This window comes from Pseudobutyrivibrio sp. 49 (genome assembly GCF_900100545.1).
In the GTDB taxonomy this organism is placed as follows: Bacteria; Bacillota; Clostridia; order Lachnospirales; family Lachnospiraceae; genus Pseudobutyrivibrio.
Genome location: NZ_FNDP01000011.1, coordinates 56,763 through 79,782 on the forward strand (window position 1 = coordinate 56,763; position 23,020 = coordinate 79,782).

General features: G+C 40.4%; 20 protein-coding genes, 1 tRNA gene and 1 other RNA gene. 21 read left to right on the forward strand and 1 reads right to left on the reverse strand.

Annotated features, from left to right (window positions below):
* Window positions 1–101: 101 nt before the first annotated feature.
* From BLP54_RS10380 to BLP54_RS10390, 3 genes are all read left to right on the forward strand, one after another.
* A complete protein-coding gene (locus BLP54_RS10380; protein ID WP_090169401.1) occupies window positions 102–2,159 on the forward strand; it encodes a hypothetical protein in 2,058 nt (685 codons plus the stop codon).
* Between the two features lie 103 nt (window positions 2,160–2,262).
* On the forward strand, window positions 2,263–3,057 hold the full coding sequence (locus BLP54_RS10385; protein ID WP_090169402.1) for a Cof-type HAD-IIB family hydrolase: 795 nt from the start codon (window positions 2,263–2,265) through the stop codon (window positions 3,055–3,057).
* 25 nt (window positions 3,058–3,082) lie between these two features.
* Complete coding sequence (locus BLP54_RS10390; protein ID WP_090169403.1) at window positions 3,083–3,829, forward strand: metallophosphoesterase; 747 nt, start codon at window positions 3,083–3,085, stop codon at window positions 3,827–3,829.
* Window positions 3,830–3,991: 162 nt separating this feature from the next.
* Here BLP54_RS10390 and BLP54_RS10395 read toward each other — a convergent pair whose 3' ends face one another.
* Entirely contained in the window at window positions 3,992–4,750 is a 759-nt protein-coding gene (locus BLP54_RS10395) for a Uma2 family endonuclease (protein WP_090169462.1), read from the reverse strand.
* A 151-nt stretch (window positions 4,751–4,901) separates the two neighbouring features.
* Between BLP54_RS10395 and pgeF the strand changes: the two genes are divergently transcribed.
* From pgeF to BLP54_RS10485, 18 genes are all read left to right on the forward strand, one after another.
* A complete protein-coding gene (pgeF, locus tag BLP54_RS10400) occupies window positions 4,902–5,723 on the forward strand; it encodes a peptidoglycan editing factor PgeF (protein WP_090169404.1) in 822 nt (273 codons plus the stop codon).
* A gap of 30 nt (window positions 5,724–5,753) precedes the next feature.
* On the forward strand, window positions 5,754–6,581 hold the full coding sequence (locus BLP54_RS10405) for a Cof-type HAD-IIB family hydrolase (protein ID WP_090169405.1): 828 nt from the start codon (window positions 5,754–5,756) through the stop codon (window positions 6,579–6,581).
* A gap of 15 nt (window positions 6,582–6,596) precedes the next feature.
* Window positions 6,597–7,475 carry an SPL family radical SAM protein gene (locus tag BLP54_RS10410; RefSeq protein ID WP_090169406.1) on the forward strand — a complete coding sequence of 293 codons (879 nt, stop codon included), beginning with the start codon at window positions 6,597–6,599 and terminating at the stop codon, window positions 7,473–7,475.
* 66 nt (window positions 7,476–7,541) lie between these two features.
* Window positions 7,542–8,312, forward strand: a complete 771-nt coding sequence (locus BLP54_RS10415) for a class I SAM-dependent methyltransferase (protein WP_090169407.1) — start codon at window positions 7,542–7,544, stop codon at window positions 8,310–8,312.
* Window positions 8,313–8,387: 75 nt separating this feature from the next.
* Window positions 8,388–9,542 (forward strand): NAD(P)H-dependent oxidoreductase, encoded by a 1,155-nt coding sequence (locus BLP54_RS10420; RefSeq protein ID WP_090169408.1) that lies wholly within the window; start codon window positions 8,388–8,390, stop codon window positions 9,540–9,542.
* A 593-nt stretch (window positions 9,543–10,135) separates the two neighbouring features.
* Window positions 10,136–11,203, forward strand: a complete 1,068-nt coding sequence (locus BLP54_RS10425; RefSeq protein ID WP_176754529.1) for a haloacid dehalogenase-like hydrolase — start codon at window positions 10,136–10,138, stop codon at window positions 11,201–11,203.
* A 64-nt stretch (window positions 11,204–11,267) separates the two neighbouring features.
* Window positions 11,268–11,351: transfer RNA gene (locus tag BLP54_RS10430), tRNA-Leu, on the forward strand.
* Between the two features lie 118 nt (window positions 11,352–11,469).
* Window positions 11,470–12,486 carry a deoxyguanosinetriphosphate triphosphohydrolase gene (locus tag BLP54_RS10435; RefSeq protein WP_090169410.1) on the forward strand — a complete coding sequence of 339 codons (1,017 nt, stop codon included), beginning with the start codon at window positions 11,470–11,472 and terminating at the stop codon, window positions 12,484–12,486.
* A gap of 30 nt (window positions 12,487–12,516) precedes the next feature.
* Window positions 12,517–14,289 carry a DNA primase gene (gene dnaG / locus BLP54_RS10440; protein ID WP_090169411.1) on the forward strand — a complete coding sequence of 591 codons (1,773 nt, stop codon included), beginning with the start codon at window positions 12,517–12,519 and terminating at the stop codon, window positions 14,287–14,289.
* Between the two features lie 288 nt (window positions 14,290–14,577).
* Window positions 14,578–15,705 (forward strand): RNA polymerase sigma factor RpoD, encoded by a 1,128-nt coding sequence (gene rpoD / locus BLP54_RS10445; protein WP_090169464.1) that lies wholly within the window; start codon window positions 14,578–14,580, stop codon window positions 15,703–15,705.
* Between the two features lie 24 nt (window positions 15,706–15,729).
* Window positions 15,730–16,437: a tRNA (adenine(22)-N(1))-methyltransferase gene (locus BLP54_RS10450; protein ID WP_090169412.1), complete on the forward strand. Its 708-nt coding sequence runs from the start codon at window positions 15,730–15,732 to the stop codon at window positions 16,435–16,437.
* 14 nt (window positions 16,438–16,451) lie between these two features.
* A complete protein-coding gene (locus BLP54_RS10455; RefSeq protein WP_090169413.1) occupies window positions 16,452–18,116 on the forward strand; it encodes a nucleoside kinase in 1,665 nt (554 codons plus the stop codon).
* A 23-nt stretch (window positions 18,117–18,139) separates the two neighbouring features.
* An RNA gene (gene rnpB, locus BLP54_RS10460) (RNase P RNA component class A) lies at window positions 18,140–18,483 on the forward strand.
* A 196-nt stretch (window positions 18,484–18,679) separates the two neighbouring features.
* Window positions 18,680–19,213: a CarD family transcriptional regulator gene (locus BLP54_RS10465; protein WP_090169414.1), complete on the forward strand. Its 534-nt coding sequence runs from the start codon at window positions 18,680–18,682 to the stop codon at window positions 19,211–19,213.
* 5 nt (window positions 19,214–19,218) lie between these two features.
* Window positions 19,219–19,755, forward strand: a complete 537-nt coding sequence (locus BLP54_RS10470; RefSeq protein WP_090169415.1) for a phosphatase PAP2 family protein — start codon at window positions 19,219–19,221, stop codon at window positions 19,753–19,755.
* A gap of 26 nt (window positions 19,756–19,781) precedes the next feature.
* Complete coding sequence (locus BLP54_RS10475) at window positions 19,782–20,042, forward strand: hypothetical protein (RefSeq protein WP_090169416.1); 261 nt, start codon at window positions 19,782–19,784, stop codon at window positions 20,040–20,042.
* Window positions 20,043–20,144: 102 nt separating this feature from the next.
* Window positions 20,145–21,389, forward strand: a complete 1,245-nt coding sequence (locus tag BLP54_RS10480; RefSeq protein ID WP_090169417.1) for a 6-phosphofructokinase — start codon at window positions 20,145–20,147, stop codon at window positions 21,387–21,389.
* Window positions 21,390–21,422: 33 nt separating this feature from the next.
* A complete protein-coding gene (locus BLP54_RS10485; protein WP_090169418.1) occupies window positions 21,423–22,970 on the forward strand; it encodes an amidohydrolase in 1,548 nt (515 codons plus the stop codon).
* Window positions 22,971–23,020: the final 50 nt, after the last annotated feature.

Below are 23,020 nucleotides of genomic sequence, written 5' to 3' on the forward strand. Positions count from 1 at the left end.
TAAGTTATTGAAAACTTCCTGAGGTTATACTATACTAACTTGGTTGGTACATATTACTCAAAATGAGTAATAAATATACTGTACCCAGGAAGAGGATATATATGAAAAGAAAGGTATTAAAATTACTTCGCTCAGGTGTTGCGGTTATGGGTGTGGTAGCTATGCTTAGCACGATGCAATCATATACTTTGACTGTTGCAGCAGCTGAACAGGGAGTCATCAAGAACCACGAAAGTATCACTCTTGAAATTGGAGATACCGTCATTCTCCAAGGTGAGCGTGCTTATGGTTACAGTGATTATGAAATCTCATGGACTTCAGACAATGATGGAATTATTAGTATTGAGTCTACTGATGATGGTAATTCATGGGATAAATATACCACTGCTAAGATAAAGACTGTTTCATCAGGAACTGCCACAGTTAATCTTAAGGCAGATTATCACGGAATGTGGTCATACGATGAAAGCTTTACAATCAATGTAAAAGGATCTTCAACAGAAGAACCATCAATAGATGAGCCTGTTGTAGTTGAAGATAATAAGAATCTTTTTATCAGACTTGTGGGTAGCTTTGAACACAAGATGGTAGGAGAGGAAGATGTAGATGCAGTATCAAGTGCTACTACAGGATCTTATGTATCAACAGGTGCAAATGCAGTGAAGCTTGAGGCTGCACTAGTTGATAAGGATGTAGATAGAGATTCAGTACCTGAGGAAAGCTGGCATCCGCTTAGCTATTTTGAAAATGCCGAAGATGCAGTAAAAATCAATCCAGACCATACCAAAACAAAGGTGCTTGTTGAGCCAGAATGTCCTGGTGTAGAAGTAGGGTACAATGTTTGGGATGGAACAGTTGCAATTACTGGAAAACCAGAGCAGGCTGGTGACTATAAGATTTCAGTTCAGTTTACAGATACAGAAAATCGTGTAGCTATCAGTAATGCAGTAGACTTCACAGTTTATGAGCTTAATGGAAAACTTGTTGAAGTACTTAATTATGATAATGCTACTCAGACTAGTGATGGCAAATATATTTACGATCAAAAGCCATGGTATATAAGAGATTTAGGTGCTGATGTTGTTACAGTTCCAAAGGATATTAAGGCATGGTATGGTAGCCATACCACAGGAACATATGCAGAACTTGGTTCGGTAATATCCCTTACAAATGGAGAGGTGCCACTACAAACTCTTGTTATTCCTAGAGGATGTAATCTTACAATGCTTAACACTCGCGTTCACAGTGGTGTGAAAATTGTTGTTGAGAATGGTGGTAAGTTATCTTTAAGACAGTCTACTATTGAAGGTATCTTAGAGGTTCGTAGAGGTGGAACACTTTCTGTAGATTATATTGACTATGGTGAGGATGCAGGATTCACTCATGGCTCGGTAATCAATGGTCAGATTAGAATGATGAACGGTTCAACATTGGAAAATGCCAGAATCGTTTCTCATACAAATTATTCAGCAAGAGATGATATCAATCGAAATAACAGCAATCCGGTTGTCGTTACGGATGGAACTGTTTACGTTAAAGGTAATGTATATATAAAAGGCGACGAAGCTGCTGACTATGGTGTTGGTCAGAAGGGATTGGCAGTTAAAGGAAAGCTTATTGTTCCGGATGGGTCTGTTTTAGCTGTTTTTGGCGGTGGAGAGTCTCAGCTTTCTTCTATGGGAGGAGATGCTATCACTCTCAACAATGGCACGATTTATGGCGATGGAAAGGTGATTGCTGTAGGTGGATTTGGAATGAATCTTACAGGCAATCGTGACATTCTCGGAGGTGGAGCAGCTGTTTCTGGAAGAGGAACAATCGACACAGACAGAGCATACCTTGAGGGCGGTTATAGTTTTGAAAAAGAGACCCAGCCAATCAATGGAAACATCACTTTGTCATATAGAACAGACCGTAACCTTGTTACTGGTAAATGCATTATGGGCACAGGAGAAACTACCAGTCCTAATTATTGGCATGGAACAGGTGATTCAGATGGAATCTGCCCAGACTTAAGTAAGTATGTTGTGGAGGATAATGCTCCAATAAGAAGACATTCATACCGCAATTCATACTGGTATCCAACATATGCCAGCAGCTATTACAATTGGTATTCGAACTATTTATTCAATACTATAATGTGGTATTGGTTCTTCTAAATTCTAATAAGTATAAAATGGGCGTGGTTACTAGATGTAGCCACGTCTTTTTTATGTTACTATATGATGTAGTTCAAGAAATGAGAAAAAAGAAGGTATTTATATGATTAAACTTATTGCAACAGATGTAGACGGAACCTTAGTAAAGGATGCGTCTCCTGATATTTATCCAGAGATTATCGAGATGGTAAAGGAGCTCAGAAAAAGAGATATTATTGTTTGTATTGCCAGTGGCAGACAGTATTCCAGCATTGAAAAATTATTCAAGGAAGTTAAGGATGATTTGATTTTCATTGCTGATAATGGTGCTCATGTTAAGTGCCGCGGCAAGGATTTAAATATCGTAAATATGAATCCAGAATATCTTGATGAGCTTATAAAAGAGCTTAGAACTTTTGAAGACTGTGAGATGATTTGCGAGGGACCAGGAATTACTTATATCGAGTCAGAAAATCCAGAGTTCATTAATTTCATCGAGACACAGTATAAGTGTGACTACAAGCAGGTAGATGACGTTTTGACAGAAGGTTCAAATATTATCAAAGCCTCTATTTTCAAAAGACCATCTATCAGATCAATCGGTGATGAGATTCTTATTCCAGAGTGGAAGGATCGCCTGAAGGTCACTATGGCTGGTGAAGACTGGGTAGATTTTATGGATAAGTCTGTGGATAAGGGAAATGCTCTTAAGTTTATCCAGAAGTTTTATGGTATTTCACCAGATGAAACTATGGTATTTGGTGACAACAATAATGATATTGGTATGCTTAAGTGCGCTACAGAAAGCTATGCTGTTGAGACAGCACCTGACGTGGTTAAGGATGTTGCAAATCACATTTGTCCTTCATGGAAAGAAAAGGGAGTATACCAGGTATTAGCTGCTAATTTTTCGGAATAGTTATCGTATATACGGAGAGATAGTCATGAGTTTGTTTGCTATCGGAGATTTACATTTACATTTTCAGTCAGAACTGAAAGCCAGAAATCAAATTGAAGATAAGATATGGCAGAATCACGAGGTGATTTTCCAAGAAAACTGCCTTAAGGCAATGAAACCAGATGACACCCTTGTACTTGTTGGTGATCACAGCTGGGGCAAGAATCTGGATGAATGTCAGATGGATTTGGAATATATCGAGAATCTTCCAGGAAGAAAAATTTTACTTCGCGGAAATCACGACATGTTTTGGGATGCCAAGAAAACTAATAAGTTAAATGAAATGTTTAAGGGCAGACTGGAATTTTTGCAGAACAATTATTTCACTTATGAAGATTATGCTCTGGTGGGCACAAAGGGCTACACTTTTGAAGGACCATTTTATGTGGATAGCTATGGAAATATTCAGGGCTGGGATGAAAAGGAAGCTGAGCATGCTGAGAAGCTAGTTAAGAGAGAGTCAGAAAGATTAGTGGCTTCTTTCGAGGCAGCAAAGGCAGATGGATACAAGAAATTCATTATGTTTTTACATTATCCACCTACCAACATTATACAGACAAACAGCATCTTCACTAAGCTTGCTGAGCAGTATGGTGTATCGCAGGTGATTTATGGACATTGTCATGGCGAAACCAGATTCCACGACAGTATCACGGGAAAGAAAAGAAGAATCAGATATTCACTTGTGTCCGGTGACGCTTTGAGATGGAAGCCACTTAAGGTTTTGGACTAGCCCATACAGCTAGTCTATATATGCAATTCAATAAAAGCAAATGCAAATGGAGTAGATTGGCACAGCAAATCCAGTTCCAATATCTCAGTTCAGCGGAATCTATGCAAAGAATTTGCCTGTTTGGCCAATTGTGGCTGCAACGTATTCGTTAACTAATTGATATTAATATCTCTGTATTTCAGATAAATCCAGTATTAAATCATCGTAGATTCCAACTGGAACTGGCTCAGAAAAGCCATAGATTTTAACTTCCATATTTTCAGAATCATCAAGGTGCGAGTACACAGTTACTCGCTCTTGTTTTCTGTCGATAATCCAATATTCCCTAACACCTGCATTCTGATATTTTCCAAGCTTAACTATGTAGTCTTTGGTCTTTGAACTAGGAGAGACAACCTCAAGAACCCAGTCTGGTGCACCATAAATAACCCTGTCTTTTACTTTATCAGGGTCACAGACTATAACTACATCTGGCTCCACAACAGTTTTGTCATCCTTGTCTAGCTGGACTCCAACTGGCGCGATTAGAGGCAGGCAATTTCCACCTTTTTCTCTGACATATTTAATGGCTTCAAAATAGACAAGACCTGCTACACGCTGGTGCCAAATAGTTGGCTCAGCCATATCATAGAAAACACCATCAATAAGCTCAGCCCTTCTATCATCGGGAAGGTTTAGCCAATCTTCTACAGTATTATATTTTTTCTTTGCAAAGACACTTAAATCCAATGCACCGGATTCATCATTTATAAAATCCCTAATGGCATTTTCGATGGCCAATAGTTTATCTGCACGAGGTCGTTTTGTGGCACCGCTGAAAATCTTAGTAATAGTACTATATGAGACGCCTGAAAGCTCGGAAAGCTTTTCATTTGTAATTTGTTTTTCTTCCTTTAATTTTTTTAATTCTAAAATTTCCATATATTTCCAAACGCCTTTCCATTTCTTTCTTGATTTTACCATCTGAATTTTGCTATGTCAATAAATCGTATAATCATATACAATATAAGTCATTAGTGTAAAATCGAAATAGGTAAGATATAAGAGAGTAAATGAAAAATGGAGAAATGCTATGAATAAAGAAGAAAAAAATGGTGTCACTTATATGACATTTAATTCACTTAAAAATGCTGGAGTTAAACATGCATTTTCTACTAGGCTAGGAGGTGTAAGCAAGGGCGTTTTTGAATCCCTTAACCTGCACACTAACAGTGAAGATAATGTTGATAATATACATGAGAATTATAAGATAATGTGCAAAGCAATTGATATGAATTATGATCGCATGTGTTTTTCAATGCAGACTCATACAGCAAATGTAATTGTGGTAGATGAAAAGGATGCAGGCAATGGAATTACAAAGCCTCTTCCATATAAGGATGTGGATGGAATTGTCACCAATGTTAAGGACATGCCATTAGTTACAGCCCATGCGGATTGCGTACCGCTGTTTTTTTATGACCCAGTTAAGCAGGTTGTGGGGCTGTCACATTCTGGCTGGAAAGGAACCGTTGGAAAAATCGGTAAAGTCACTGTAGAAAAAATGACAGAAGCTTTTGGCTCAAAGCCAGAGGATATCTTGTGCGGAATTGGACCAAGCATATGCAAAAACTGCTATGAAGTTAGTGCTGATGTGGCAGAGGCAATTGTTGGTGCATTTGGAGAAGCTCACAAGCCACAAATTCTTAGTAAGTCTTTATTTAATCCAACAGACAATAATAAATACATGCTTGATTTATGGGTAGCTTGCAAAATCGCACTTTTAGAGGCAGGTGTTATAGAGGAGCACATAGAAGTTACCGATTATTGCACCAGATGTCATCCAGATTTATTCTTTTCACACAGAGTGATGGGAGCAAACCGTGGAGGACAAGCAGCTTTTATTTCGTTGTAACTTTAATAATTTTTTTGGAGAATATTAATTATGAAAAAAGTTATTTTTATAGATGTTGATGGTACTTTGGTAGACTATGAAAATAATCTGCCAGAGAGTGCTGTTTCTGCCATAAGGAAAGCTAGAGAGAATGGGCACAAGGTATATATCTGCACAGGAAGAAGTGAGGCAGAGGTATATCAGAATATTTGGGATATTGGATTAGATGGAATGATTGGCGGAAATGGTTCCTATGTCAAAGATGGAAGCACAGTAGTTATGCATCAGCTGATAACAGCAGAACAGTGTAAACATATTGTTGACTGGTGTAATTCAAGAAATTTGGATTTTTATCTTGAAAGTAATAACGGACTTTTTGGCAGTGAGCATTTTGAAGAGAATTCCTTGCCAGTTTTACAGGAGTATTCATCACGTAAAGGAAGAGGTACAAACATAACTGTCCGTCAGATTTTTCCAGATATGATTTTTGATGGCGAGTTGTATCGCGGGGATGTAAATAAAGTATCTTTTGTTCTAAATAGTTATCAGGATCATTTAGATTCAATTGAAGAATTCCCTGATTTGACTGCAGGCACCTGGGGCGGTGCAGGTGAGAAAGCACTCTTTGGAGATTTAGGTGTAAAAGGAATATCTAAAAAGCACGCGGTAGATGTTTTGTTGGAGCATCTTGGTGTATCAAAAGAAGATACCATAGCCTTTGGCGATGCTAAGGTTGACATTCCAATGTTTGAGGCTTGCGGTTATTCTGTAGCCATGGGCTCAGGCGGAGAGGAATGTAAAGATGCCGCAGATTATATTACAGATGACGTGGATAAGGATGGATTGTATAAAGCCTTTGAATATTTGGGACTGATATAAATCGGGGAGGTAACTATGCACTTTGTGGATGCAAAAGGAATATTAACAAATAGTGGTGGACACTGCGGTATGAATATTTACCGTGGCTGTTCTCATGGTTGTATATATTGTGATAGTAGAAGCAAGTGCTATCAGTTTACTCATCCTTTTGAGGATATTGAGGTGAAGCAGAATGCACCTGAGCTTTTGGAGAAGGCACTAAAATCTAAAAGGCAAAAGTGCATGATAGGTACAGGCTCCATGTCAGATCCATATATGCACTGCGAGAAAGAACTGGAGCTGACAAAACGATGCCTGGATGTGATTCGTAAATACGAATTCGGAGTCACCATAATTACTAAGTCAGATTTAATTCTAAGAGATATAGATTTATTGGATGAAATAAATCAAACGGCGAAGTGTGTAGTTCAGATGACACTCACTACCTATGATGATGACCTATGCAAAATTCTTGAACCAAATGTTTGCAACACAAAACGCAGAATAGAAGTTCTGGAGGAAATGCAGAAGCGTGGAATTCCTACAGTTGTATGGCTTACTCCTATATTGCCATTTATAAATGATACTGAAGAAAACATCTCAGCTATCTTACAAGAATGTGCTCGAGTTGGAGTAAAGGGAATTATAGATTTTGGAATGGGACTTACTCTTAGAGAAGGTGACAGGGAATATTATTATGATGCTCTCGATAAGTATTTTCCAGGCTTAAAAGAGAGATACATTAAAACTTATGGAAATGCATACGAATTGCCAAGCGCTAATGCAAAGGTGCTGAGCAAGTACTTTAAAACTTTTTGCAAAGAACATGGAATAATGTCAAAATCAGATGAGTGCTTTGAATACTTGGGAGAATTCCCTGAAAAATATTCCCAGTTAAGTATATTTGATTTTTAATTGTCACATATACTGCGCCGAATCAATTAACTAGATTACAATTACTAAATACATAAGGAGCATAATATGAACACAGAAAGAATAAATGAATTAAGAAAAGAATGGGAAGCTGAGGAGAAGATAGCTCATATCCATGGATGGGATTTTTCACATATCCACGGTCGCTATGAAGAGGAGGAAGACCTCCCTTGGGATTATGAAAGAATAATCGCTGAGTACCGCACTGATGACAAAAAGATGCTTGATTTTGACACAGGCGGCGGTGAGTTTTTATTATCTCTTAAGCACCCATATGAAAATACAGCAGCTACAGAAGGTTTCCCACCAAATGTGGAATTGTGCAGGGAAACACTTTTACCACTTGGCATTGATTTCAGGGCGTGCGATGATGCTGCAAACATTCCATTTGAGGATGATTCTTTTGATTTAGTCATTAACCGACATGGTGATTTTGATCCAGAGGAGACACACAGAATCCTAAAGCAAGGTGGTTTGTTTATCACTGAGCAGGTTGGTGCAGATAATGACAGAGACTTGGCAGAGATGGTATTACCGGAAGTAGAAGCACCATTTCCTGAACTTAAATTATCTATCCAGAAGGAGAAATTTGAGAAGGCAGGATTTGAGATTGTCAGAGCCGAGGAAGCATATCGACCAATTCGTTTTTACGATATAGGTGCTTTTGTTTGGTTTGCACACATCATTGAATGGGAGTTCCCAGGCTTCTCTGTAGACAAATGTTTTGACAAGCTTTTAGAGATGCAGGAAATAATAGATAAAAATGGAGTTTTAGAAGGAACAATCCATAGATATCTTATTGTTGCTAAGAAGAAGTAATAATATATAATAGATATAAAAATACTAGGCAGGGCAATTAGCTCTGCCTAGACGTATATTAAGGGGGAATAATATATGAAGCTAGTAATCCATGATATGTCGGAAGAAGAATGGGAGAAGATATCAGACGACTATTTTCATTGGAAGGTATTATCACAAAGGAGAACTATACAGCCATGTGTAGGCTGTTTTGGTTGTTGGGTTAAGACTCCCGGGCAGTGTGTTCTTAATGATGATTATGCGAATATGGGCTCGCTTATTCATGAGGCAGAGGAGATTGTAGTTATCTCCAAATACACCTATGGCGGCTTTAGTAGCTATGTGAAAAATGTGTTTGATAGATGTATAGGCTGGCTGTTGCCATATTTTGAAGTGGTAAATGGCGAGACCCATCATAAGAAGCGCTACCCTGAGAAGAAGCCTATGACCTTCATTTTCAGAGGTAATGGTCTTACAGAAGAGGATAAGGAAAAAGCTAGAAGATATGTAGAGGCGGTTTGCCTTAATTTCCGTGGAATCATCAAAGATATTCGTTTTGAAGAATGTGAAGACGAAATAATCACAAAACAAAGCGAAAGCAATCCAGTCGCTCAAAGCCACAAGGTAATCTTACTTAATGGTAGTGTGAGAGGTAATGAAGCCAACTCTAAGAAATTTTTAGACAGAGTAGCCAAGGAGATAGAAGGGGCTGTGGAGTCTATAAACTTAGCTTCATACAACAACAATTATGATAAGCTTCTGGAAAAGCTGTCTACTGCAGATAGATTAGTCCTTGGTCTCCCAATGTATGTTGACGGAATCCCATCAGCCCTTCTTAGGGTGATGGAAAGGATAGAGAAGACTGATATAGGCTCGGGCAAAAAGATTTATGCTGTTGTAAACATGGGATTTTATGAAAGTTCGCAGATTAAAAATGTTCTTAGTTCAGTTAAAGACTGGAGCGATAAATGTGGCTTTGAATATTGTGGCGGTTTGGCAATCGGTGCAGGGGGAATGATGGGCACGATGTCAACAGTACCAAGTTACGTAAAATGTCCTGCGCAAAATGTTGTTAACGGTTTGGAAGCCATTGGAATGTTAGTTAACACCTCACAGAAAACAGATGATATTTATGCTGATGCTTTTAAGTACCCAAGATTTCTATATATTAAGGCTGCTAATGCAGGTTGGCATAAATATGCTGAACAGTACGGACTTAAAAAGAAGGATTTAAAGAAGCGCCTAGGGTAGATAAGCGCAAAAAACGGGCGACACCAACTCGAAATCTCTTGATTCCTAGCTGATGCCGCCCCTGAAATTCGATCCCAATGGACTGTACCTCTCATTCAGCTTTATTTTTCATTGTTGCTGTCCATTTGAAAACTTTTAATCATTGATGGACCTCATAATGAAATTGTCGCGTGTGTTAAATCTTAAATCTCTGGTGGACTTTACCCCCATTCTCTAGATTTTAACAAATAACTTTGGTTTTAAAATTAATCCTCTGGTGGACCATACCTCCAATCACTAGATTTTAATAAAACCATTTCAATAACTACTTAATGTTTTGGTGGACCGTACCTCCCTTTCTCTTTTTTTTCTATAACATCTTTTGTACTTATTATTATAACGCGCACTCTTTAAATTGCAAGATAAAAATAGTGTATACAAGAGAATTGTCAGATAGCTCAATGTTCGAGAGAATGTTTTGTGAAAATTAACGATTGCATTTTCTGAAATGCCCATATATCAAGTAATGTAGTTGTGTGACACTATTATGACACTTTGTGTCGTATAGTTTTCCGTAGGAACTAAAAACTACAATGGAAAATATGGGGGTAACTATGAGAGCTATTGAAAAAGGTTTTAAAGGTTTAAAAATTGCAATTCTTTGCACAGTGATTGCTATATCTACATTATTATCAGTAGTGCCAGTTAGTGCAGCGGAGGCAAATCCACTTTCACTTTGGACAGAGGGGGCTACCTCAAAGGCAGCACTTGTGAATTACATGAATGATATCACTAACGAAGCAAGTCCTAATTATATTCCAGTTCAGGACAGAGTAGCTGTTTTTGATTTGGATGGTACACTTTTCTGTGAGACAGATCCAGTATACTTCGACCACATGTTATTGCAACATCGTGTCCTTGAGGACCCAACCTATAAGAATAAGGCTACAGATTTTGAAAAGGAAGTAGCCAACAAGGTAATCGAGTTTGCCGAAACAGGAACATATCCAAAGGGTATGGATAACGACCATGGCAAAGCTGTGGCATCAGCCTTTTCAGGAATGACTGTAGATGAGTTTACTTCATATGTAATTAAATATAGAGAGACTCCAGCTAATGGCTACAATGGTATGACAAAGGGTGATGCCTTCTATAAGCCAATGGTAGAGGTTATTCAGTATCTTCAGGCAAATGGATTTACTACCTATATTGTTAGCGGCACAGACAGACTTATTGTTCGTGGCTTAGTTGCAGGTAAACTACCAATTCTTCCAAGAAACATTATTGGCTCAGATGAGACAATAGTTTCGAATAATCAGGCAGATGCAGATGGTCTCGAGTATGTATTTACAGAAAAGGATAAGCTTGTACTTGGTGGCAATTTTGTAATCAAGAATCTTAAGATGAATAAGGTGGCAGTCATTGCACAGGAAATCGGACAGCAGCCAGTGCTTTCCTTTGGAAATAGTACAGGGGATGCCAGCATGGCAGAGTATGTAACTAGCAACAATAAGTACAAGAGCCTAGCATTTATGCTTTGCTGTGATGATACTGTACGTGAAAATGGAAAGCTTTCTTCTGCTGAGAAGATGTATAAGCTTTGCGAAGAATTCGACTGGATTCCAATTTCCATGAAGAATGATTGGACTACAATTTATGGAGATGGAGTGACCAGAAAATAATCTTAATAAATGGCTTGAACTCACTTGACATAAGGGTGTCAATTCCTTAGAATACTAAATGTTCGCAGGAATGGCGGAATTGGCAGACGCGCAGGCTTCAGGTGCCTGTGGTAGCAATATCGTGTGGGTTCAAGTCCCATTTCCTGCACACATAACCTAGACACAAAAAAGTGCCTAGGTTTTTTTATGCAAAAAAAAGGATATCCTTTTTTTCTGTGTAATTTGTTTTATAGAAGTGTCGTGTAATGCATATTTGGGAGGCTAAAATGGGCACAATTCGAGAGATGATTGAGCAGATGGAAAGGGAGACTTTGAGCCCTTATGCCACACTCAATGAAAATTCACGTGGCCGCGAAAAAGATGAGCCACAATGTGATATCCGCCCTCTATTTCAGAGGGATCGAGACAGAATTCTTCATAGCAAGGCGTTTCGCCGTTTGAAGAACAAGACTCAGGTTTTTCTCACTCCTCAGGGAGATCATTACAGAACCAGATTATCTCACACATTGGAAGTTTCACAGAATGCCAGAACCATTGCAAAGGCTTTGAGACTTAACGAGGATTTGGTAGAGGCAATTGCTTTAGGGCACGATTTGGGTCACACCCCATTTGGACATGCAGGTGAGGCGCAGCTTAATGCTATGTGCTCCACTGGCTTTGTGCACTCTGAACAGAGTGTCCGCATTGTAGAAAAGCTTGAGAAGGGCGGTCAGGGCCTTAATCTTACATGGGAGGTTCGCGATGGTATTCGCAATCACCAGACAGAAGGTCATCCAGCCACTCCTGAGGGGCAGATTGTTCGCCTATCCGATAAGATTGCCTATGTAAACAGCGATGTGGATGATGCTATCCGCGCGCAGATTCTTACCGAGGAATCTATTCCTATGAGCGTAAGAAAGACTCTTGGAATGACTTCTGCAGTTCGTCTGGATACACTTATCCACGACGTTATCATCAGCAGTCAGAACAGCCCAGAGATTAAAATGTCACCTGAAATTGCCGAGGCCATGAAAGAACTCAGGGATTTCATGTTTGCAAATGTCTATAAGGATTCTATTGCAAAGGTGGAAGAGGTCAAGGCAAAGCGTATGATTCGTGAGCTTTTCGAGTATTATCAGGTTCACTTTGATGAGTTGCCTGACAGATATCGTGCCATGGAGGACGATGGAGAGACTCAGGAGCGTATTATCTGTGATTACATTTCAGGTATGACAGATCAATATTGCATCACAAAATTCAACGAATATTTTATGCCAAAGGCTTGGATTGTAGATGGATTTTAAAAATATAAATATAGTAAGTTAGGAAGAATAATGGCGATTTATCCAGAAGAAGTTGTTGAGGAGGTGCGTAATCGCACCAACATCGTTGATGTAATCTCACAATATGTTAACTTACAAAAAAAGGGCAGCCAGTATTTTGGTTTATGTCCCTTTCATAATGAAAAGACAGGTTCGTTTTCCGTAAGCCCTCAGAAGCAGATGTATTATTGTTTCGGTTGTGGCAAGGGAGGAAATGTTTTCAGCTTTTTGATGGATTATGAAAACATGACCTTCAAGGAAGCTGTGGAGGAGTTGGCACCGAAGTGTGGCGTCACCCTTCCTCAACGAGAAATGACTGCTCAGGATCGACAGCGAGCCGACAGGCGCAGCCGCCTATTTGAAATTAATAAGGAAGCGGCGGCCTACTATTATAAGATGCTTCGTTCAGATGCTGGAAAGCAGGCTATGGAGTATTTCACCAAGCGTGAGCTGACACCAGATACCATGCATAAGTTTGGTTTGGGTTGCACCAGCAAATATTCTGATTCCCTATATAAATATCTCAGGGACAAAGGCTACGATGACAATATTTTAAAGGACTGCGGTCTTATCACTATTGATGAGAAGCGAGGCGGTCATGATAAGTTTTGGAATCGAGCGATGTTTCCTATATTTGATGCCAACGGCAAAGTAGTTGCCTTCGGTGGTCGAGTAATGGGAGATGGAGAGCCTAAATATTTGAATTCTCCAGAGACGGAGATTTTCAACAAATCAAAGACACTTTTTGGATTGTATTTTGCCAGAAAGACAAGGCGCGAACAGTTTATACTGTGCGAAGGCTACATGGATGTCATTTCCCTGCATCAGGCAGGTTTTGATAACGCAGTTGCATCTCTTGGCACTGCCCTTACAGCAGGCCATGCCAGCATGCTCAAAAGATATGTTAAGGATGTTTACCTTAGCTACGATTCAGATGGCGCAGGTCAAAAGGCAGCACTTCGCGCAATACCAATTCTTAAGAATGCAGGTATTTCATGTCGCATCATCAACATGAGCCCTTACAAGGATCCTGATGAATTTATTAAGAATCTAGGGGCTGAAGAATATGAGAAGCGCATTCAGAATGCTGAAAACAGCTTCATGTATCAGGTGCGCATGCTTCAGAACAATTACGACATGACCGATCCGGAGAAGAAATCAGACTTCCAAAAGGAAGCGGCACGTATGATTGTCACAGAATTCCCTACTCAGCTTGAGCGGGAAAACTACACAGAGTCTGTAGCAGCTAAATTCAACATCCCTAAGGATGCCTTGGCTAAATATATATTGGAGCTTGGACAGTCAGGCATTACAGCCAGAAGAGACACAGGCTCAGGTGAGGACTATCAGAAAAAGTCCTTAAAGCCTAAGGATGATGGCATGAAAATGTCACAAAGGCTATTACTTACATGGCTTGTTGAGACCCCAGATGTTTACCCAAAGATTTCACTTTATGTGAATCCGGAGGATTTCGAATCTGGTGTATACCGGACAGTAGCAGAGGAAGTTTTCAAATACTGTGATGAAGGAAATCCAGTGGACACCGCAAGAATCGTGGATTTGTTCATGGAGGACGAGGAGCGCAAGACAGTTGCAGCCCTTTTCAATACCACAGTTGGAGAGCTTACCGATAACAGTGATCTTAGCAAGGCTCTTAAAGAGACCCTGCTTAGAATAAAGAAGAACTCCCTTGAGCTGGCTCAGAAAAATGGAGCCGATTTAAAAAGCCTCGTGGAGGGAAAAAAGACACTACAACGCCTTGAGCGTTTAGACATTTCACTTTAGAAAGGAATAAAAATGGCAAAGAAGAAAGTAGATGAGTTAATCGAAAACGGAGATTTAAATGCTGCTGCTGAGGCATTCTTAGCTGAAGCAGAGGCAGATGCTGAAGACGCAGAGGACATCGATGATGCTGAATCAGATGATAAAGATGTAGACTTTGGCGATCTCGAAGAAATTTCAGCTGAGGACCTTGAGTTCGATGAGCATGATTTCGACAACATCGATGAGACAGAGGATGACGATGATGTAGATGAGTTCCTTGCATCAGTAGGTGCAAAGACATCTATGGATATGGATGATGAGGACGAGGATGATGATATTGATTCCTTCGGTAACGATGAGCTTGACTCAAAGGTTACTGAGCTTATCAAAATCGCAAAGTCTCAGAAGAACATCCTTGAGGACTATGAGATTTCTGAGTTCTTAAAGGATTACAAAATTGACGCAAAGCAGATGGAGCGCATCCTTACTTACCTTGATAAGAAGGGTATCGATGTAAACTTCTCATCTGGCCCTTCAGATGCACTTTTACTTGCAAGTGATGATGAGGATTTAGAAGACATCGATATGTCAGTGCCTGATTCTGTCAGCATTGAGGATCCTGTACGTATGTACCTTAAGGAAATCGGTAAGGTACCACTTCTTTCAGCAGAGGAAGAGGTTGAGCTTGCTCAGCGTATGGAGGAAGGTGATCAGGAAGCAAAGAATAAGCTTGCTGAGGCAAACCTTCGTCTTGTAGTTTCTATCGCTAAGCGTTATGTAGGTCGTGGTATGCTTTTCCTTGATCTTATTCAGGAAGGTAACCTTGGTCTTATGAAGGCTGTAGAAAAGTTCGATTATCACAAGGGATACAAGTTCTCTACATATGCTACATGGTGGATTCGTCAGGCTATCACACGTGCTATCGCTGATCAGGCCCGTACAATTCGTATTCCTGTACATATGGTTGAGACTATCAACAAACTTATCAGAGTTTCTAGACAGTTACTCCAGGAGTACGGCCGTGAACCGACTCCAGAGGAAATCGCTGCAGCAATGGGTATTACTGTAGACAGAGTACACGAGATTCTTAAGATTTCTCAGGAGCCAGTTTCTCTTGAGACACCTATCGGTGAGGAGGAAGATAGCCACCTTGGAGATTTCCTTCCAGATGAGAACGTACCAGTTCCAGCTGAGGCAGCTACTTTCACACTTTTAAAGGAGCAGCTTCACGAGGTTCTCGATACACTTACAGAGCGTGAGCAGCGCGTACTTATCCTTAGATTCGGTCTTGAGGATGGCAAGGCTCGCACCCTTGAAGAGGTAGGTAAGGAGTTCAACGTTACACGTGAGCGTATCCGTCAGATTGAGGCAAAGGCACTTAGAAAGCTTCGTCACCCAAGCCGCAGCCGCAAGCTTAAGGATTATCTCGATCAGTAAAATAAACATTTTGGACATAGTTAAATGATAAAATTGTCACCAAGATTACAAATTGTATATGACATGATTCCTGCCTGTGACACTGTTGCAGATGTGGGCTGTGACCACGGATATCTCAGCATCGCACTCCTTGAAAACGGTGTTGCAAAAAAGGTGATTCCAATGGATGTAAACAAGGGGCCTCTCAGTAAGGCCTCAGAAAACCTTCAGGCAGCAGGCTTTATGGCTCAGGCAGACCTTAGATTGTCAGATGGTCTTGCAAAGCTTTCGCCAGAGGAAGCAGATGTCATATGCATTTGTGGCATGGGCGGCGCTCTTATCCAGAGAATAATAGGAGCGGGTATTACTGTTGCCAAATCAGCCAAGCTAATGATTATCGAGCCACAGTCAGAATACCTTGAGCTTAGAACCTTCCTTATGGAACATGGCTTTGTTATTGATGACGAAGACCTTACCTGTGAGGAAAACAAAATTTATCCTATTATTAAGCTTCATTATGAAGCTGATGAGAGCAAACGTATTGCCTATAACACCGCTCAGCTAGAATATGGACCTAAGGTTATTGAAAAAGCACCAGAGCTTTTAATTAAGCTTTTGGATAAAAACGAAAGTGAATATAGCTCAATTATTAACAAGCTTGAGCAAGGGGGCGCTTCTGAAGCTGCAGCTGCAAGATGTCGGGAGCTTAGAGCCGAGCTTGAAATAATAAACCAGATTAAAAATTCACTGTAGGAGGAGAAGGGACTATGGCGAAAGTAATCATAGGCGGTAAGGAAGAAACTTACGAGGAAGGCACACGCTTAGTTGACATTGCAGAAAAGCACCAGTCTGAATACAAGGATGATATTGTGCTTGCAAAGTACAAGGGCAGCCTTACTGAGCTTAGCAAAGCTGTTACAGGTGTAGCGGAGTTACAGTTCCTTACCACAGCTGATAAGGATGGACGCAGAGCCTATAGACGAAGTGTAGTATTTCTTCTTCAGCGTGCCCTTATGGATGTTTATCCATTGCCAGCAAATCCATATCTTAGAGTTGAACATTCTCTTGGACAGGGCGATTTCTGTACTTTAGAGGGTGTTGGCGAGATTACAGAAGAGGATTTGCAGGAGCTGAAAAAGGTAATGCTTGATTTGGTCGAGAAGGACGTACCTCTTAAGAAGTATTCCATCAAGACTACGCAGGCCAAGGAGATGTTCCACAGCTTCAATATGAAGGACAAGGAACAGCTTTTAAAGTACCGTACCAGCTCAAATATTAATGTATATGATTTAGATGGCTGTATAGACTATTTCTATGGATATATGGTCCCATCTACCAGATATCTTAAGTATTTTGATTTACTTAAATTCGAGCATGGCTTCATGCTTATGTATCCAGACGGAAGTCTTCCTGGCATAGACACCAGAGTAGTTGCAGAGTTTAAAAAGCCTATGAAGCTTTTCAGCGTTCAGCAGGCTGCCTCTGATTTTGGTCAGATAATGGGAGTGCCTACAGTGGGTGCTTTAAATGAGGTTATTGCCAAAGGAAAGATTAGGGATTTAGTTCTTTCCCAGGAGGCCATTTTTGAGAGAAATATCGGTGAGCTCGCTGGTATTATCGCTTCTAATAAGGATGTTAAGTTTGTTATGATGGCAGGTCCTTCATCATCAGGTAAGACCACATTTTCTCACAAGCTTTCAGCTCAGCTTAGAGCTTTAGGCTGCGTGCCTCATCCGCTTCCACTGGATGATTTCTATTTAAACAGAGATCAGATGCCAATTGATGAGTATGGCGAGAAGGATTTTGAGGCTATAGAAGGTCTTGATATTCCTTATTTCAATGAATGCATGGTCAAGCTCCTCAAGGGAGAGCGTGTTCTTTTACCAAATTTCAATTTCAAAATTGGTAAAAGAGAGTATAATGACCATTATATGCAGCTTGGCAAGAATGATATTCTTGTTATCGAGGGTATTCATGGTCTTAACGACAGAATGAGCTCATCGCTTCCAGCAGAATCTAAGTATAAGATTTATCTTTCAGCGTTGACACAGCTTTCTATTGATGAGCACAATCCACTGTCTACAGCAGACGGTAGATTGATTCGTCGAATTGTCAGAGATGCTAGAACCAGAGCCACAACAGCAGCTGAAACTATTGCTATGTGGGATTCAGTTCGCCGCGGAGAGGAGAAGAATATCTTCCCATTCCAGGAAAAGGCTGATTATATATTTAATACAGCTTTAATTTATGAGATGGCTGTGTTAAAATTGTATGTCGATCCGATGCTTTACGCTATTGAGCCTGATCATCCTATGTATGCTGAGGCAAAGCGTCTTATAAAGCTTTTGGATTATTTCCTTCCAATGGCACCAGATGTTATTCCTAACAATTCACTGGTTCGCGAGTTTATTGGAGGTTCATGTATTCTATAAGAGTACACCTAAAAAAGTTCATAAAGGTCCGATGAGTAGTCGCTGCATAGTCGTAATAGCTATGGAGAGGAAAGTCCGGGCTTCACAGGGCAAGGATGCCGGCTAACGGCCGGTGGAGGTAACTCCAAGGATAGTGCAACAGAGATATACCGCCCGCTTTTGCGGGTAAGGGTGGAAAGGCGGTGTAAGAGACCACCGTGCTGCTGGTAACAGCGGTAGCCATGTAAACCCCATCCGAAGCAAGTTCTAAACGGTGCGTACGCGGCCCGCCAGCACCAGGTTGAACGCTTGAGGCTGTTGGCAACAGCAGTCCTAGATAGATGACTACTTTAAATGACATAACCCGGCTCACAGTCGGGCCTTTTTTTATCCGAATGAATTGTCTGACTATAGTTCATTTCTACCAATAGAGTATAGAGTTTCGTTAGTTTTCGTGTGAATTATTAACGAATGTGAATTTTCTGTGTCCTGATGACTAAAATCGTGCTATAATTACATTAAGTAATGGGAGAAAACGAGTTATGGAGGTACATATTGTTTATGCTTTAGAAGGATGGTGAAAAATGAATTATCAGGTAGGCGATTTTTTAGTTCATGAGGGAAGTGGTGTTTGTAAAATTGAGGACATCGATGATATGGAGCTTATGGGCAAGGGTTCAAAAAAGACCTACTACTGCATGGCACCTGTATTCAAAGCTGGAGCAAAAGTATTCACTCCAATTACTGGTTCTACAATCAGATTACGTCCGGTAGCAGAGGAAACTACATTTACTAAAATTCTTGATAATATTGATGATATCGAATGTATCAATGAGCCAAACGACAGAATGCTTCAGGAGAAGTTCAAAGAGGTTATGGCTGAGTTTACACCAGAGTCTCTTGCACGTGTGGTAAAGACGGTTCTTATCAGAAAATGGCAGCGTATTGAGTCAGGCAAGAAGGTTATGGCCTTAGATGAGAAGATTCTCAGTGTGGCAGGTCGTAAGCTTTACGAGGAAATGGCTTTTTCAATGGGAAAGGATATCCCTTATGCACAGCATTTGTTTGAAGATGCCGTTAAGATACATTTCTCAAATAAATTACTCATAGGTGCATAAATTTAATGAAGATTTCATATTCTGATTTATCAGCTTCAATAAAAAATAATAGTGGTCTTGTTACAGCGCTAAATGTGCTGGACAAGGCCATTACTTATATTACGATTTTATTTTATCTTGGGCTGCTAGTATACGCAGCTATCTCTATTCCTAAAATGGGGGCTACCCTTTTGTACAGAAGTATTGTCATTCCAGGTGTTTCCTTTATTATCGTGAGCCTTTTTAGAAAGGTTGCCAGCACACCTCGCCCATACGAGGTTTATGGCTTCACACCAGCTCTCAATAAGGACACTAAAGGGAAAAGCTTTCCAAGCAGACATGTTTTCTCTATTTTCATGGTAGCAATCACATTTTTCCAGGTTTCCATTCCCGTAGGAGTATTTTTATTAGTGCTTGGCGTAGTTCTTGCAGTAATAAGAGTGGTAGGAGGAGTTCATTTTATAAGGGATGTCATAGCCGGAGCCATCATAGCCATAATAATTGGTGTGACCTGCTTTTGGTTTTTTTGTGGCGTTTTTGGACTCATTATGCTACCATTTTAATAGATACAATTTTACGGAGATTATATATGAAGAAGAATGCAAAGAGGGCGTTAGCTGTGCTGTTTAGCATTCTTGGCACAGTTTTAGGGTTGTACATAGGCGGATATCTTTTATTCGTACGCTCTGTTTATTGGCTTATTATTGGATTTACAGGAGGCACTCTCACAGCGGGGATGATTCTTGTAAATGTTATTAAGATTTTTATAGCATCGACAGTTGGAGGAGCTATTTGGTGCTTGTGCGACATCATTGCAGGACATTTTCGCGATATTCCAGAGGATGATTAGCATATCAGCGGGTCTTTATCCTTTAATGGGGATTTGGGATAAGGGCATATGATTATTGGTCTTAATATTTTATGACAATAAATGATTGGGAGGTAATATGTAATGACTGGAAACGTAATTGTGGGACAATCAGGCGGACCGACCGCCGCAATTAACTCTTCTTTAGCAGGAGTTTACAGGACAGCAAAGGACCGTGGCGCTGGAAAAGTTTACGGTATGCTGCATGGTATCAAGGGCTTGATGGATGAGCAATACATCGACCTTTCTGATTACATCAAGAACGACTTGGATGTAGAGCTCTTGAAACGTACCCCAGCAGCTTATTTAGGTTCTTGCCGTTTCAAGCTTCCAGAAATCCACGAGGATATGGAAACTTACGAGAAAATCTTCGCTATTCTCAAAAAGCTGGAAATCGAAGCTTTGATCTACATTGGTGGAAATGATTCCATGGACACCATCAAAAAGCTTTCCGACTATGCTATTCTTACAGGTTCTGACATCAGGTTCATTGGTTGTCCAAAGACAATCGACAACGACCTGGCTCTTACAGATCACACACCAGGCTATGGCAGTGCCGCTAAATACATCGGTACATCTGTCAAGGAAATCATCCGTGATAGCTATTGCTTAGAGTATGACAAGGGACTTGTTACAATCGTTGAGATTATGGGACGTAACGCAGGTTGGCTTACCGGAGCTTCCATCCTTGCAAAGGGAGAAGATTGTGAAGGTCCTGATTTGATTTATTTGCCAGAGGTTCCATTTGATATTGAAAAATTCAAAGAGAGAGTTCTCAAGCTTTTAAAGACACAGTCATCTGTTGTAATTTGTATTTCTGAAGGTATCCATACAAAGGACGGAAAATATGTATGCGAGCTCGGAAATAACGTAGAGTTTGTCGATGCTTTTAATCATAAGCAGCTTACAGGTACAGCAGCATATCTTTGCAATTACATTGCAGCTGAGGTTGGCTGTAAGACCAGAGCTATCGAGCTTTCTACCTTACAGCGTGCAGGCTCACACCTTGCATCACGTGTAGATATCCTTGAGGCTTATCAGGTTGGTGGTGCCGCAGTTCTTGCCGCAGACGAAGGCGATACAGGTAAGATGGTTACACTTACCCGTCATTCAGATGATCCTTATCAGTGTGGAACAGAGGTTAAGGATGTACACAAGATTGCTAACGACGAGAAGCTCGTACCTCGTAACTGGATCACACATGATGGCACATATGTCACAGAGGCATTTATTACATATGTAAGACCACTCATTCAGGGTGATGTTTCACCAATTATGGTTGATGGTATTCCACGTCACATCTACAGACCAACAACCACAAAGAAATAATTTTTTAGATTTATTATTTTTTGGAGGGGACAAATGCAGGTATTTCATGGAACAATTTTAACTTGTGATGAAAACAATACCATTGCTAATTATTTGGTAGAGCGCGAGGGTCGTATTGCATACATAGGAACAAAGCTTCCTACTCAGTACGAGGTGGTTCCACCTATCGAGTTGGGAAATAGTGTTTTGGTTCCTGCCTTCGCTGATACCCACATGCATTATTCGGGCTTTTCCGTTTTGCATAAAATGTTTCCTATCAACGATACGGATTCCAACGCTAAGATTTTGGATCAGCTGAGAGAATACGCTACTCGTACCAGAGAAAATATAATTGTCGGCTTTGGCGCTACAGAGTTTGCCGTATCTGAAGGGCACCTTATTTTAAAGGAGCAGATGGATGTGGCATGCCCTGATAAGCCAGCCTTCATTATCAAGCATGACGCTCATTCTGGCGTAGCCAATAGCCTGTTTCTTGATGCAATCAAATCCAAGGTTTCAAATCTCAGAGGCTACAATGCCACCACAGGTGAGTTAAAGCAGGAGGCTTTCTTAGCAGCCTGTGAATTTATTACTCATGGTATGTCTACAAAGAAGGTAATCGATTCCATGGTTGAGACTTCTGATTTTCTTGCCAGCAAAGGTATTGGCTTGATTTGTTCTGCCAGTGGAATGGGATTTATTCGTGATTATGATTTCGATATGGAGCGTTCAGTTGCCAAAGGTCTTGATAATGGAATGCAGGTAAGGGTTGCTTATCAGTGTTCTAATATCGACAAGCTTGCCAAGAAGGATATGACCAGAGTCGTATTCGGCAACCTTGATGGAACCCTCGCTAATAAGGATGCAGCATTAAATGACAACTATGTAACTATAAATAATAAGGGTGTTTCCTACTTCAGCGATGCTGATGTGCAGGAGTTCTGTATCAATGCCAACAGAGCAGGCTATCAAATTGCTCTTCATGCAGTTGGTGATGCTGCATTTGAACAGGCTGTCAATGCTATTTCAATGGCCTTGGAGGATTATCCAAGATACGACCATAGACACATAATTCTTCATGGTACGTTGCCTACTGAAAAGGCATTGAGAATTTGCGCTAAATACAACATTATGATTTCTGTACAGCCATCGTTGCTTTCGCATATTGATGGCGTTAAGGAATTTGTTGATGGAATACTTTCGGAGGATAGAGCAAAGGGAATTAATCCTCTGAAGACTATCACTGATATGGGTATCAAGGTTTGCTTCAATTCTGATGCACCAGCCTCTGATCCAGACCCAATCATGTGGATTCATGACGCATGTAATAATCCAAATCCAGAGGAGTCAGTATCCGTCTATGAGGCTCTTAGAATGGCCACCATTAACGGTGCGCTTTCTTGCTTCGATGAAAAGGAGCGTGGTACTCTCGAAATGGGAAAGAGCTGCGATTTGGCAGTTCTTGATAAGAATCCATATGAGATTCCGGTAGATGAGCTAAAGACTATAAATGTGTCCGAGCTTTATCTTAAAGGAAAACCATATAAACGTTCTCGAACCGGCTCAATGGCCACAATGCTTCGAGGAATGTTTCCACAATAGCGTAAATACGCACTAATTACAAATAAGAGAGCACCCGTAGCTATCAAGCT

What these genes read in the sequence shown, in the direction of transcription:
- BLP54_RS10380 (WP_090169401.1), top strand. Translation starts at nt 102, where the DNA reads ATGAAAAGAAAGGTATTAAAATTACTTCGCTCAGGTGTTGCGGTTATG.
- BLP54_RS10385 (WP_090169402.1), top strand. Translation starts at nt 2,263, where the DNA reads ATGATTAAACTTATTGCAACAGATGTAGACGGAACCTTAGTAAAGGAT.
- BLP54_RS10390 (WP_090169403.1), top strand. Translation starts at nt 3,083, where the DNA reads ATGAGTTTGTTTGCTATCGGAGATTTACATTTACATTTTCAGTCAGAA.
- BLP54_RS10395 (WP_090169462.1), bottom strand. Translation starts at nt 4,750, where the DNA reads ATGGAAATTTTAGAATTAAAAAAATTAAAGGAAGAAAAACAAATTACA.
- pgeF (WP_090169404.1), top strand. Translation starts at nt 4,902, where the DNA reads ATGAATAAAGAAGAAAAAAATGGTGTCACTTATATGACATTTAATTCA.
- BLP54_RS10405 (WP_090169405.1), top strand. Translation starts at nt 5,754, where the DNA reads ATGAAAAAAGTTATTTTTATAGATGTTGATGGTACTTTGGTAGACTAT.
- BLP54_RS10410 (WP_090169406.1), top strand. Translation starts at nt 6,597, where the DNA reads ATGCACTTTGTGGATGCAAAAGGAATATTAACAAATAGTGGTGGACAC.
- BLP54_RS10415 (WP_090169407.1), top strand. Translation starts at nt 7,542, where the DNA reads ATGAACACAGAAAGAATAAATGAATTAAGAAAAGAATGGGAAGCTGAG.
- BLP54_RS10420 (WP_090169408.1), top strand. Translation starts at nt 8,388, where the DNA reads ATGAAGCTAGTAATCCATGATATGTCGGAAGAAGAATGGGAGAAGATA.
- BLP54_RS10425 (WP_176754529.1), top strand. Translation starts at nt 10,136, where the DNA reads ATGAGAGCTATTGAAAAAGGTTTTAAAGGTTTAAAAATTGCAATTCTT.
- BLP54_RS10435 (WP_090169410.1), top strand. Translation starts at nt 11,470, where the DNA reads ATGGGCACAATTCGAGAGATGATTGAGCAGATGGAAAGGGAGACTTTG.
- dnaG (WP_090169411.1), top strand. Translation starts at nt 12,517, where the DNA reads ATGGCGATTTATCCAGAAGAAGTTGTTGAGGAGGTGCGTAATCGCACC.
- rpoD (WP_090169464.1), top strand. Translation starts at nt 14,578, where the DNA reads ATGGATGATGAGGACGAGGATGATGATATTGATTCCTTCGGTAACGAT.
- BLP54_RS10450 (WP_090169412.1), top strand. Translation starts at nt 15,730, where the DNA reads ATGATAAAATTGTCACCAAGATTACAAATTGTATATGACATGATTCCT.
- BLP54_RS10455 (WP_090169413.1), top strand. Translation starts at nt 16,452, where the DNA reads ATGGCGAAAGTAATCATAGGCGGTAAGGAAGAAACTTACGAGGAAGGC.
- BLP54_RS10465 (WP_090169414.1), top strand. Translation starts at nt 18,680, where the DNA reads ATGAATTATCAGGTAGGCGATTTTTTAGTTCATGAGGGAAGTGGTGTT.
- BLP54_RS10470 (WP_090169415.1), top strand. Translation starts at nt 19,219, where the DNA reads ATGAAGATTTCATATTCTGATTTATCAGCTTCAATAAAAAATAATAGT.
- BLP54_RS10475 (WP_090169416.1), top strand. Translation starts at nt 19,782, where the DNA reads ATGAAGAAGAATGCAAAGAGGGCGTTAGCTGTGCTGTTTAGCATTCTT.
- BLP54_RS10480 (WP_090169417.1), top strand. Translation starts at nt 20,145, where the DNA reads ATGACTGGAAACGTAATTGTGGGACAATCAGGCGGACCGACCGCCGCA.
- BLP54_RS10485 (WP_090169418.1), top strand. Translation starts at nt 21,423, where the DNA reads ATGCAGGTATTTCATGGAACAATTTTAACTTGTGATGAAAACAATACC.